The following is an 11,549-nucleotide window of genomic DNA, read 5'->3' as shown; positions in this document are numbered from 1 at the left end:
ATGTCCGCCCCCAAGACCGCCGGCTGGACATGGACAAGCTCCTTGCCGCCTTCCAGCAGTTTTTCCGCGAAAACGCCGACGCCTGGATCGAGCGCTTTCAATACAAGGAAGCCGGCCCGCAGCTGCTGCTGCAGGCCTTCCTGCAGAGGATCGTCAACGGAGGCGGCCGCATCAGCCGCGAATACGGCCTTGGGCGCCGAAGAACCGACCTCTTCCTTGAGTGGCCGCTGGATGAAGCGCAAGGCTTTCTCGGGCCGGTGCAGCGCGTCGTTCTCGAACTCAAGATCCTGCACAAGAGCCTAGAGGCGACGATCGAAGAAGGGCTCACCCAGACGGCGGCGTATGCCGACCAGTGCGGCGCGCAGGAAGCGCACCTGATCGTCTTCGACCGCCGGCCCGGGCGGAGCTGGGAGGAGAAGATCTTCCACCGCCGCGAGACCATCGGCGGCCGCACCATCGGCGTGTGGGGGATGTGAGCAGGAGGAAACCGCATCAATGAACCTGATTGGACAACCGATCGCCGTTATCGGCCTGGGCTACGTTGGTCTGCCGCTTGCGGTGGAGTTTGGGAAGCGCTTCCCTGTCACCGGCTTTGACATCAAGCCGGAGCGCATTGCCGAGCTGCGCGCGGGGCGAGACAGCACCCTGGAGGTCGCGGAAGCGGAGCTGCGGGCGGCCACGAAGCTGCGGTTTACTTCCGACCGAGAAGACCTGCGCGACTGCCACATCTTCATCGTCACCGTGCCCACTCCGGTTGACCGTTTCAACCGTCCTGATTTGACTCCCCTCATCAAGGCCAGCCAGACGGTGGGCAGCGTGCTCAAATCGGGCGACGTCGTCATCTATGAATCCACCGTCTATCCCGGCGCCACCGAGGAAGTCTGTGTGCCGGTGCTGGAGCAGGCGAGCGGCCTGCGCTTCAACCAAGATTTTTTCTGTGGCTACAGCCCCGAGCGCATCAACCCGGGCGATCAGGCGCACCGTCTGCCCCATATCAAAAAAGTCACCAGCGGCAGCACCCCGGAAGCAGCCGACGCTATCGACGCCCTTTACGCCCAGATCATCACCGCCGGCACGCACAAGGCCAGCTCCATCCGCGTGGCCGAAGCCGCCAAAGTGATCGAGAACACCCAGCGCGACGTCAACATCGCCCTCATCAACGAGCTGGCCGTGCTGTTCAATCGGCTGGGCATCGATACGGCTGAAGTGCTGGAAGCTGCCGGCACCAAATGGAACTTTCTTCCCTTCCGTCCCGGGCTGGTCGGTGGTCACTGCATCGGGGTCGATCCCTATTACCTGACGCACAAAGCGCAGGAGGTGGGCCATCACCCGGAGGTCATTTTGGCTGGCCGGCGCATCAATGACAGCATGGGCGCCTATGTGGCCGAGCAGGTCATCAAGCTCATGGTGCGGCGGGGCATCAACCCCGTGGGGGCGCGCGTGCTGGTGCTGGGGCTGACGTTCAAGGAAAACTGCCCCGACCTGCGCAACACCAAGGTGGTGGACGTCATCAGTACTTTGCGGGAGTATCACACGCAAGTCGACGTTCACGACCCGTGGTGCAGTGCTGACGAGGCCCGCCACGAGTATGGTCTGGAACTGATGGCGGATCCTCCCGAAGCCACTTACGACGCGGTTGTCCTTGCCGTGGCGCACCGGCAATTCCGTGACGCCGGTCCTGCGGCCATACGCGCCTGGCTGAAGCCCCAGGGCGTCCTCTATGACGTCAAGCACGTCTTGCCGAAGGAGGCCGTCGATGCCCGCCTTTGATCGCCCGATGCGCGTCTTCATCACCGGCACCGCCGGCTTCATCGGCTTTCACCTGGCGAGGCGGCTGCTGGAGGAAGGCCATGTCGTGCACGGCTACGATGGTCTCACCGACTACTACGACGTGCGGCTCAAGCACCGTCGCCACGCGCTGCTGCGCGAACACCCTGGATTTTCCGCCACCGAGGCGATGCTGGAGGACCTGCCGGCGCTTGAGGCCGCCGCGCGCGCCGCGCAGCCCGACGTCATCGTCCACCTGGCCGCGCAGGCCGGCGTGCGCTACAGCCTGGAAAACCCGCGCGCCTACGTGGACGCCAACCTGATCGGTACCTTCCACGTGCTGGAGGTGGCCCGGGAGCTCAAACCCCGCCACCTGCTGATGGCCTCCACCAGCAGCGTCTATGGCGCCAACGAGGCGCTGCCGTTCGACGAACAGCAGAAGACCGACTGGCCGCTGACCTTGTACGCCGCCACCAAGAAGGCCAACGAGGCGATGGCCCACGCCTGGGCGCACATCCACGGCGTGCCGACGACGATGTTTCGCTTCTTCACCGTCTACGGCCCGTGGGGGCGGCCGGACATGGCGCTGTTCAAGTTCACGCGCGGGATTCTGGAGGGCACGCCGATCGAGATCTACAACCACGGCGACATGTGGCGCGACTTCACCTACGTGGACGACCTCGTGCACGCGATCCGGCTGCTGATCGAGGCCGTCCCGCCGGCGCCTGAGGCGCGCACGCCCGAAGCGGGCTGGCAGCCGGTGGAGGGCGACACGCTGAGCCCCGCCGCGCCGTGGCGCGTGGTCAACATCGGCAACTCCGACAAGGTGCGCCTGCTGGACTTCGTCGAGGCGATCGAGGCCGAGGTCGGCCGCCCCGCACAGCGCCGTCATCTTCCGATGCAGGCCGGCGACGTGCCGGCCACCTGGGCCGACTGCGGGCTGCTCAAGCGCCTGACCGGCTACGCGCCGCGCACGCCGTTCCGCGAGGGTGTGGCGCGGTTCGTGCGGTGGTATTTGAGCTATTGTGAGTGGGCGTTACGCACCCAGTGCAACGGTAGAGACTTCGATTGCGATCGATGAAGATAATTGTCCACGCAACATCAGAAGTGCAAAGCGCCAGCGTCGGCGACGGCACACGTATTTGGCAATATTGTGTTGTGCTGGCGAATGCGCGAATAGGTCGAGACTGCAATATCTGTGCTCATGTCTTTATTGAGAACGATGTGGTTATAGGCGACCGTGTGACTATTAAAAGCGGAGTCCAGCTGTGGGACGGCCTCCGGATCGAGGATGATGTTTTCATCGGTCCAAACGTGACGTTTACCAACGACAAGTTTCCACGCTCCAAGGTTTACCCCAAATCATTCACGACGACTGTTGTCCGGAAAGGGGCATCGATCGGGGGGGGGGCCGTCATCTTGCCCGGCGTTGTGATCGGCGAGCGAGCAATGGTCGGGGCCGGTGCGGTCGTCACGAAAGACGTGCCTGCCGGGGCGATCGTGATTGGAAATCCGGCGCGAATCGTAGGCGTTATTGCGGAGCAAGGCCATGAACATGTCGTGGCCGGCACTGCGCAAAGCCAGACGCATTACAGGGAGAACCCTGGTGCTACGTGACGTGACGGCAGCGGATGCGGCGTTCATCCTTCGCCTGCGCACCGACGAACGAAAATCGCGATATTTGTCTAAAACCCCGGCGGCACTGAATGCCCAGATTAGATGGTTGAACGAATACGCGCAGGTACAAGATCAAGCCTATTTCATCATTCAAGACTATGCAGGCGAGCCGGTCGGAACGGTACGTTTATATGACCCGAGAGAAGATAGTTTTTGTTGGGGAAGTTGGATATTAAAAGATGGTGCGCCTCAAACGGCTGCGATCGAGTCCGCGCTCATCGTATATGCGTATGCGATTGATCATCTCGGGTTCAAGCGCGCGCATTTCGATGTAAGAAAAGGCAACGAAAGCGTGTGGAGATTTCATGAGCGGTTTGGAGCAAAACGGGTGGGTGAAACCGATCAAGATTATTTGTACGAGATCGATTCAATTGCGATTGACTCAGCCAGGCGGCGATATCATAAATTTCTGCCGCAATCAATTACGATTGAGTGGATGTAGTGGCATCTTGGGTCGTTAAAAAATAATGGATGGGTGCGACCATGAGTCGAATCGAGCAATGCAAACTCATTGAGCTACCGAAAATCAGCGATCCGCGCGGCAATCTATCGTTCATCGAAGGCGGGCGGCATATTCCATTTGAGATAAAACGTGTTTTTTATCTATACGATGTGCCGACAGAGGAGGGTCGGGGAGCGCATGCTCACAGAAAACTGCATCAATTCTTGATTTGTTTGTCTGGAAGTTTTGATGTTTTGCTTGACGATGGCGAAGGTAAGCGAAGCGTCCACCTTAACAGACCGTGGAAGGGATTGCACATTCCCCCAATGATTTGGGCGTCAGAGGTTAATTTCGATCCGGGTTCTGTTTGTTTAGTGCTGGCATCGGATTTTTATAAAGAGAATGATTACATCCGTGACTATGAAGAGTTTTTGCGTTTAGCTGCCACGAAATGAACATTCCCTTTCTCGATCTGAAAGCCCCGCACAACGAGCTGTGCGCAGAACTGCAGGCCGCATTCGACCGCGTGCTCGATTCCGGCTGGTACATTCTCGGTAATGAGGTTAAGCAGTTCGAGCAGGAATTCGCCGCCTATTGCGAGGCTGAGCATTGCGTGGGTGTGGGCAATGGGCTGGAGGCGCTGCACCTGATTCTGCGCGCGTATGGCATCGGGCCGGGAGACGAGGTCATCGTGCCTTCCAATACCTACATTGCCACGTGGCTGGCGGTGAGCTACGCCGGGGCCACGCCCGTTCCGGTGGAGCCGGATGAGCGCACCTACAACCTCGACCCATTGCGCATCGAGTTGGCCATCACTCCGCGTACTCGCGCCATCATCGCGGTGCATTTGTATGGTCAGCCGGCGGATATGGATGCCATCAACGCGGTAGCGAGCAAGCATGGTCTGAAAGTGATCGAGGATGCCGCGCAGGCGCACGGGGCGCGGTACAAAGGGCGGCGCGTCGGTAGCCTGGGTGATGCCGCGGGTTTCAGTTTTTATCCGGGTAAGAATCTCGGGGCGCTGGGCGATGGGGGCGCGGTGACGACCAATGATGCAGAGCTCGCTGACAAGGTGCGCGTGCTCTCCAACTACGGCTCGCGCATCAAGTATCACAACGAGGTGAAAGGCTTCAATTCCCGGCTCGACGAATTGCAGGCGGCCTTCCTGCGCGAGAAACTGAAGAAGCTGGACGAATGGAATACGCGGCGCAAGGCGCTGGCTATCGAATACTTTAATCATCTCTCCCCTCGCCCTTTGGGAGAGGGGGCGGGGGTGAGGGAAATTGCGCTGCCCTTCGTCCCCGAGTGGGCCGACCCGGTGTGGCATCTCTTTGTGGTGCGCAGCCAGCAGCGCGATGTCTTGCAAAATTACCTGGCCGAGCGCGGCATCGGCACCATGATTCACTATCCCATACCGCCCCACCTGCAACCCGCGTATGCCGAGCTCGGTTACCGTGAGGGCGCATTCCCAATTTCGGAGCGTATCCACCGCGAGGTGATGAGCCTGCCCATGGGGCCGCATCTCGATACAGATGCTGTTTCATCGATCGCCCGCGCGGTCATGGGATTTTCCCGTGCGTGAAATCTGGACAAACATCGCCCACAGCAGCGGGGCCAAGATTTACTCTCTGCTCGTAGGTGTTTTTACGCTGGCGGTGACGGCTCGACTTTTGGGGCCGGAAGGGCGGGGGCAAGTTGCGGCCATTACCACGTGGGTGGCGATGTTCAGCACATTGGGCTACTTGAGCCTTGGCCAGGTGGCGCTGCACCGTATGGCCAACGATGCGCAGCGGCGATGCTTTGGCCCACTGCTGGGCAGCCTTTTGATGCTGGCGGGGCTGCTGACGCTGTTGGGGTGGGGGGTGGCAGCAGCGATGTATGTCACTTTTCCCGATGGGGCCTTCAAAGGCTTGCCCGGATGGGCCTTGCTGGTGGGTTTTCTGGCGCTGCCTTTTTTGATTTGGGAACAGTACGGCAGCTCGCTTTTGATGGGGCTTGAACGGCTACGTATCTACAACGTATTTCAAATAGTTGGTCGCACGTTAGCTGTGATGGCCATTTTCGTGCTGGTCGCGTGGCTTCAATGGAGAGTTGTCGGCGCACTGCTAGCCACTCTGGTTGGGCAGATCGTGGTGGCTTTGGGGGGGCTACGGTTTCTCTGGCAGTATGCACAGAACACCGGCTCCTCTTGCCAGCCATCAAAAGTAGAAATCGTGGCCTTGTTGCGTGGTGGTGCCAAATTGCACCTGAACGCCATTGGCACCTTTTTTTTCACCTCGGCCAATGTGCTCATCCTCAACCATTATCACGGTGCGGAGCAGACTGGCTATTTTCAGCTGGCAACCCAGTTACTTGGGGTTCTCATGATCATTCCGCAGTCGGCGAGCATGGTGATCTATGGCAAGGTGGCCACACTCGGCCCCGATGGTGCCTGGCCGGCCAATAAAAAACTGCTCAAACAAATCACGTTGGGCATGGTGGTTCTGAGCGCTTTTGCCGCACTGCTTGCCCCCTGGGGTATCACCCTGCTGGCAGGGGAAGCCTTTCGTCCAGCGGTCGAACCCTTCCAATGGATGCTGCTGGGGTTGATTGGCATGACCTTCTCCACCGTGATGGCCCCGCAGTGGATCGGGCGGGGGTATTTCTGGCAGGCGTCAGCCATCACCCTGTTGCTTGGCATCGTGAGCTTGGGTGCCAACCTGTGGCTGATCCCCGGATATGGAATGAAAGGGGCGGTTTATGCGTTTCTGGGAACTTACTTTGTTTCAATCATAGGAAATGGAGCGATGGCGTGGCATTGCGAGGTGAGTTATGGTCGAGAGTAGTGTTGTATCCAAGCCCTTGGTGTCAATATTTGTGATTGCTTACAATCAGGAAAAATTTATTGGGCCTGCCCTGGAGTCGGTGCTCAATCAGACGTATGACAATATTGAGGTTGTCGTTGGTGATGACTGTTCGAGTGATGGAACGTGGGATGTCATCTGCGAATACAAGGCTCGATTCCCAGGAAAGATTGTCGCGTTCCGGAATGAGCGCAATCTTGGCATTACCGCAAATAGCAACGAGGTTTTGAGGCGCTGCCGAGGGAAGTATGTGGCGCATATGGGCGGAGACGACCTTTTTTTGCCCGAAAAAATCGCCAAGCAGGTTGCAGCAATGGAGGCGGATGAGCGTATTGTGTTGTGCTACCACGACATCGAAGTGTTTCAGTCGGAAACGAATGAGACGATCTGTTTCAAAAGCAGTGGTTCAAAAAGTTATCCGCCCAAATCTGGTTTTGCACACGCAGTTGTCAAGCATGTTGTCGAGAGCGGGAATATGCTTATGGCAGCTATGTCAGTCATGGTCCGCCGCGATGCCATACCGGAACACGGCTATGACTATCGTGTGCCTTACGCATCGGACTGGCTCATGTGGATAGAAGTGCTGGCAGGGTCAGATGCGAACGCGCGGGTGGTGTTTTTGCCCGAGGTATTGGCGCGCTATCGCAGGCATGAGAACAACATCACCAACCGGAGTAACGTTTACCGGGCAGATCCTTACGTGACTTTGGCCATAACAGAGGCGAAATACCCATGGCTGGTTCCGGCGGTAAGAAAAGCTATTGTGAGAATGAGATACTCTAGAGGTATCAATTATATTCTTGCTGGGGATGCCTCAATTGGGCGGCTTTTGCTGTTGGAAAGCTTGAGGTGCGGTTGGGTATCACCGAAAATCTTTTACTGGTTGCTAGTAAGCTATTTTCCCTGGGTTAGAAGGCGTAACAAACTTATGGAGGGGAAGTGAACCTCCTCATCTTCATCTCCTCCCTCTCCTCCGGCGGCGCAGAGCGTGTTACGGCGAACCTGGCAACCCATTGGGACGGCAAGGGATGGCAATTGACGGTCGTCACGCTTTCCGATGCGGAGTCCGATTTTTATCAACTGCCCGCTTCGGTGCGGCGCATCGGGCTCGGACTGCTGCGTGAAAGCCCCAATGTGGGGTTTGGCCTTGTCAATGCCCTGCGTCGCATCGTTGCGCTTCGGCGTGTCTTGCAAGAAATCCGCCCAGATGTCGCCTTGGCGATGATGGACAAGAACAATATCCTGCTGGCGTTGGCGGCCGCGGGGTTGCCGGGGATCGTCCGCATCGGCTCGGAGCGCACCCATCCGCCGCAGTATCCCCTGGGGCGGATGTGGGAATGGCTGCGGCGGCAGACCTACCGTGAGCTTGATGGGGTTGTTGCGCTCACCGAAGAATCAGCCGCCTGGTTGCGCCGGCATACCTCGGCCCGCCGCGTGCCGGTCATTCCCAATGCCGTGCCGTATCCGTTGCCCACGCATGCGCCCTACCTCGAGCCGCCGGCCCGTAGCAGAGAGGGCGAGCGCCTGTTGCTTGCGGTCGGTCGATTGGTTGACGAAAAACGTTTTGATCTCCTGATCGCCGCCTTTCAGGAACTTGCCGCACGGTTTCCCCGCTGGCGGCTGATCATTCTGGGCGAAGGCCCGCTGCGGGGTGTGCTGATGCAGCAGATCGCGGCGGCCGGCTTGACGGAGCGGGTCGCATTGCCGGGACGGGCGGGCAATGTAGGCGAGTGGTATGCAGCAGCGGATCTTTATGTGATGAGCTCGCGCTTCGAGGGTTTTCCAAACACCCTGGCCGAAGCCATGGCGCATGGCCTGCCCGCGGTCAGCTTCGATTGCGACACAGGGCCGCGCGACATCATCCGCCACGAGGTGGATGGTCTGCTTGTGCCCCCCGGTGATGTGGATGCGCTTGCCCGGGCGCTCGCGCGGCTGATGGCAGATGATGCACTACGACAACGCTACGCCGCGCGGGCCGTGGAGGTGCGGGAGCGGTTTTCGATGGGGCGGATCGCGGGGATGTGGGAGCGACTTTTCATGGATTTGACGCAGATCAAGGGGCGCGGATGATCACGGGCGGGCGTGGTATCGGTCGCGCGGCGCGGGTAGCGCTGTTTCTCCCCTCCCTCAACGGCGGCGGCGCCGAGCGGGTGGCGGTGACGCTGGCCAATGGCATCGCGGCGCGCGGCTTCGCGGTGGACTTGGTGCTGGCCCGTGCGCAGGGGCCTTATCTGGCGGACGTCGGCCGGGATGTGCGCATCGTCGATCTGAAGGCCGGCCGGGTCGTCCGGGCGCTTCTGCCCCTGGTGCGCTATTGGCGCCGCGAGCGGCCGGTGGCGATGCTGTCGTTCATGAACCACGCCAACGTCGTGGCGGTGTTGGCGCACAGGCTGGCGGGGCGGCCGGGGCGGTTGGTGGTGTCGGAGCGTGTTCACATTGGTTCCGAAGCACCTCGTGCCCACGGTCTGCAGCGGCGCCTCGTCTATGCATTGGTGCCATGGGCCTATCGGCGGGCCGATGGCGTGACGGCGGTGTCGCGGGAAGCGGCGCGCGATCTGGAGCGCTTTGCCAGGTTGCCGGCGGGCCGGGTGCAGGCGATCTACAACCCGTTCGATCTGGCGCGCATCGACCGGCTGGCGCGGGAGCGGGCCCCTCACCCGTGGTCGCAGGCGGATGAGCGGCCCGTCATCGTGGCGGCGGGCCGACTGACTGAGCAGAAGGATTTCCCGACGCTCTTGCGGGCGTTTGCGCAGGTGCGGCGGCAGCGCCCTGTGCGTCTGCTAATCCTGGGCGAAGGTGAGCTGCGCGGGGAGCTTGAGGCGCTGGCCCGCCAGCTCGGGCTGACGGATGACGAGGTGCAACTGCCCGGCTTTGCGCGTAATCCGTATGCCTATTTTGCGCGGGCGGCCTTGTTCGTTCTGTCGTCGCGGTGGGAAGGGTTGCCCGGCGTGTTGATCGAGGCCATGGCCTGCGGCGCACCGGTGGTGGCCACCGATTGCCCCAGCGGCCCGCGCGAGATCCTGGAGGATGGCCGCTGGGGGCCTCTGGTGCCGGTGGGGGATGCGGATGCGCTGGCGCGCGCGATGCTGGCGGTGCTGGCCACGCCGCCCGATCAGCGGCCCGATGTCCGCCTGCGCGCCCGGGACTTCGACCAGGAGCGGGCCGTGGACGCCTACCTCGACGTGCTCGGGCTGCCGCGGCAGGCGGCGCAGGAGGCGCGGAGGTGAAGGTGCTGCACGTCATCACGGGCTTGGGCGACGGCGGGGCGGAAGCGGTGCTGCATCGCCTCATCACCCACGACCCGCACGACGAACATCAGGTCGTCTCGCTCACCGGGCTGGGCAAGTACGGACCTCTGCTCGCCGAGCGCGGAGTGGCGGTGACGGCCCTGCACATGCCGCGCGGGCGGCTGACGTGGGTGGGGTTGCGCGGCCTGTGGCGCGCGGTGCGGCAGGCGCGTCCGCACGTCATCCAGACCTGGATGTACCACGCGGACCTGCTGGGAGGCGTGGCGGGGCGGCTGGCGGGCGCGCCGGTGGTGTGGGGGGTGCGCAACACGACGCTGGAGCCGGGGCGCTCGTCGCGCGGCACGATCGTGGTGGCGCGGCTGTGCGGGTGGCTGTCGCGCCGGGTGCCGCAGCGCATCGTCGCCTGCGCCCAGGCGGCGGTGCAGGTGCACGCGGCCCTGGGGTATGACCGGGCGCGCATGGTGGTCATCCCCAATGGGTATGACCTGGCGCGCTTCCGCCCGGACACTGAAGCGCGCGCGCGACTGCGGTGCGAGTGGGGGGTGCCGGATGACGTGCCGCTCCTCGGCATGGTGGCGCGATTCGACCCGCAGAAGGATCATCCCAATCTGATCGCGGCGCTGGGGCGGCTGCGCCAGGCCGGCCATGGGTTCCGCGTCGTGCTGGTGGGCACGGGGGTGGACGCGGGCAATGCGGCGCTCGCGCAGGCTGTCAGCTCGGCGGGCCTGCAGGAGGAGGTGCGCCTGCTGGGGCCCCGGGCGGACATTCCGGCCGTGATGAACGCGCTGGACGTGCATGTGCTGTCCTCGGCGTATGGCGAGGCCTTCCCCAACGTGCTGGCCGAGGCCATGGCCTGCGGCACGCCGTGCGTGACGACCGATGTGGGTGATGCCGCGCAGATCGTGGGCGAGACGGGCTGGGTGGCGCCGCCGCGCGACGCGGCGGCCCTGGCGGGCGCGCTGGAGCATGCCCTGCACGCGTGGCGGGATGCCCCCGGCTGGCGCGCGCGGCAGCAGGTGTGCCGCCAACGCATCGAGCAGCGCTACAGCATCGAGGCGATGGTGCAGCGTTATCGTTCGGTGTGGGAGGAGGCGGTTGCGCTCGACCATCCCAAAGGGGAAAGATCATGACCCTACCCGACGTGCGCTGGAAGCAGCGTTTCGACAACTTCGGCCGTGCGCTGCGGCAGCTGACGGATGCGGTGACACTGCGGCATTCTCGACCGCTGTCAGAGCTTGAGCGACAGGGGCTGATCCAGGCGTTCGAGTTCACCCACGAGCTGGCTTGGAACGTGCTGAAGGACTATCTGGAATATGAAGGCATCACGTGTACTCTTAACCTTCTTGGGTTGCAGTTGTTGACTCGTCGGCAGGCTCCTGTCGGACCTGCTGCACGAAGCGCTGCACGGTCTGGTACGGGGTGCGACCGTTGTTGCGGTAGCCCAGGTGCGGCCGCTCATGGTTGTCGTGGTGCAGCCAGGCATCCAGGTCGCGCTGCAGTTCGACGAGCTCCGTGCAGACCTTCTGGCGCAGCGCGACACGGAAGAACTCATCGGGCACGCTGCGGTGCAAG

12 protein-coding genes and 2 pseudogenes are annotated in these 11,549 nt (G+C 61.8%); 13 read left to right on the top strand and 1 reads right to left on the bottom strand.

The window, feature by feature from the left end; genetic code table 11:
• The 13 genes and pseudogenes from Talka_RS11600 to Talka_RS12165 all read left to right on the top strand — a co-directional run.
• Nucleotides 1–476: hypothetical protein (locus Talka_RS11600; protein ID WP_221933896.1), on the top strand; the 476-nt coding region annotated here is incomplete at its 5' end.
• A 19-nt stretch (nt 477–495) separates the two neighbouring features.
• The gene (tviB, locus tag Talka_RS11595; protein WP_143891479.1) at nt 496–1,770 is read left to right on the top strand and encodes a Vi polysaccharide biosynthesis UDP-N-acetylglucosamine C-6 dehydrogenase TviB; all 1,275 of its coding nucleotides are present in this window, start codon (nt 496–498) and stop codon (nt 1,768–1,770) included.
• Nucleotides 1,757–2,848 (top strand): NAD-dependent epimerase/dehydratase family protein, encoded by a 1,092-nt coding sequence (locus tag Talka_RS11590; protein ID WP_246100681.1) that lies wholly within the window; start codon nt 1,757–1,759, stop codon nt 2,846–2,848. Before tviB ends, Talka_RS11590 begins: the two co-directional genes overlap by 14 nt.
• Complete coding sequence (locus tag Talka_RS12250; RefSeq protein ID WP_143891478.1) at nt 2,845–3,384, top strand: acyltransferase; 540 nt, start codon at nt 2,845–2,847, stop codon at nt 3,382–3,384. The genes Talka_RS11590 and Talka_RS12250 overlap by 4 nt, the downstream gene beginning before the upstream one ends.
• Nucleotides 3,317–3,886, top strand: a complete 570-nt coding sequence (locus Talka_RS11580) for a GNAT family N-acetyltransferase (protein WP_221933895.1) — start codon at nt 3,317–3,319, stop codon at nt 3,884–3,886. The genes Talka_RS12250 and Talka_RS11580 overlap by 68 nt, the downstream gene beginning before the upstream one ends.
• A gap of 41 nt (nt 3,887–3,927) precedes the next feature.
• A complete protein-coding gene (locus Talka_RS11575) occupies nt 3,928–4,341 on the top strand; it encodes a sugar 3,4-ketoisomerase (RefSeq protein WP_143891477.1) in 414 nt (137 codons plus the stop codon).
• Nucleotides 4,338–5,468, top strand: a complete 1,131-nt coding sequence (locus Talka_RS11570; RefSeq protein WP_143891476.1) for a DegT/DnrJ/EryC1/StrS family aminotransferase — start codon at nt 4,338–4,340, stop codon at nt 5,466–5,468. Before Talka_RS11575 ends, Talka_RS11570 begins: the two co-directional genes overlap by 4 nt.
• Nucleotides 5,461–6,711, top strand: coding sequence for an oligosaccharide flippase family protein (locus Talka_RS11565; RefSeq protein WP_185970154.1), 1,251 nt, complete (start codon nt 5,461–5,463; stop codon nt 6,709–6,711). Before Talka_RS11570 ends, Talka_RS11565 begins: the two co-directional genes overlap by 8 nt.
• Complete coding sequence (locus Talka_RS11560) at nt 6,698–7,672, top strand: glycosyltransferase (protein ID WP_143891474.1); 975 nt, start codon at nt 6,698–6,700, stop codon at nt 7,670–7,672. The genes Talka_RS11565 and Talka_RS11560 overlap by 14 nt, the downstream gene beginning before the upstream one ends.
• Complete coding sequence (locus Talka_RS11555) at nt 7,669–8,799, top strand: glycosyltransferase family 4 protein (RefSeq protein WP_143891473.1); 1,131 nt, start codon at nt 7,669–7,671, stop codon at nt 8,797–8,799. The genes Talka_RS11560 and Talka_RS11555 overlap by 4 nt, the downstream gene beginning before the upstream one ends.
• The gene (locus tag Talka_RS11550; protein ID WP_185970152.1) at nt 8,796–9,956 is read left to right on the top strand and encodes a glycosyltransferase; all 1,161 of its coding nucleotides are present in this window, start codon (nt 8,796–8,798) and stop codon (nt 9,954–9,956) included. The genes Talka_RS11555 and Talka_RS11550 overlap by 4 nt, the downstream gene beginning before the upstream one ends.
• Nucleotides 9,953–11,107 (top strand): glycosyltransferase, encoded by a 1,155-nt coding sequence (locus tag Talka_RS11545; RefSeq protein ID WP_143891472.1) that lies wholly within the window; start codon nt 9,953–9,955, stop codon nt 11,105–11,107. The genes Talka_RS11550 and Talka_RS11545 overlap by 4 nt, the downstream gene beginning before the upstream one ends.
• Nucleotides 11,104–11,292: pseudogene (locus Talka_RS12165) on the top strand (nucleotidyltransferase substrate binding protein); the annotation flags it as partial. The gene Talka_RS11545 and the pseudogene Talka_RS12165, both read left to right, overlap by 4 nt.
• Before the next feature lie 19 nt (nt 11,293–11,311).
• Here the strand turns inward: Talka_RS12165 and Talka_RS12160 are convergent.
• A pseudogene (locus tag Talka_RS12160) lies at nt 11,312–11,549 on the bottom strand (hypothetical protein); the annotation flags it as partial.

The organism is Tepidimonas alkaliphilus (assembly GCF_007556595.1).
GTDB classification, from domain to species: domain Bacteria; phylum Pseudomonadota; class Gammaproteobacteria; order Burkholderiales; family Burkholderiaceae_C; genus Tepidimonas; species Tepidimonas alkaliphila.
Note: the sequence above shows the minus strand (reverse complement) of the source record. Positions and strands in the feature narration are given on the sequence as shown.

What these genes read in the sequence shown, in the direction of transcription:
- tviB (WP_143891479.1), top strand. Translation starts at nt 496, where the DNA reads ATGAACCTGATTGGACAACCGATCGCCGTTATCGGCCTGGGCTACGTT.
- Talka_RS11590 (WP_246100681.1), top strand. Translation starts at nt 1,757, where the DNA reads ATGCCCGCCTTTGATCGCCCGATGCGCGTCTTCATCACCGGCACCGCC.
- Talka_RS12250 (WP_143891478.1), top strand. Translation starts at nt 2,845, where the DNA reads ATGAAGATAATTGTCCACGCAACATCAGAAGTGCAAAGCGCCAGCGTC.
- Talka_RS11580 (WP_221933895.1), top strand. Translation starts at nt 3,317, where the DNA reads ATGAACATGTCGTGGCCGGCACTGCGCAAAGCCAGACGCATTACAGGG.
- Talka_RS11575 (WP_143891477.1), top strand. Translation starts at nt 3,928, where the DNA reads ATGAGTCGAATCGAGCAATGCAAACTCATTGAGCTACCGAAAATCAGC.
- Talka_RS11570 (WP_143891476.1), top strand. Translation starts at nt 4,338, where the DNA reads ATGAACATTCCCTTTCTCGATCTGAAAGCCCCGCACAACGAGCTGTGC.
- Talka_RS11560 (WP_143891474.1), top strand. Translation starts at nt 6,698, where the DNA reads ATGGTCGAGAGTAGTGTTGTATCCAAGCCCTTGGTGTCAATATTTGTG.
- Talka_RS11550 (WP_185970152.1), top strand. Translation starts at nt 8,796, where the DNA reads ATGATCACGGGCGGGCGTGGTATCGGTCGCGCGGCGCGGGTAGCGCTG.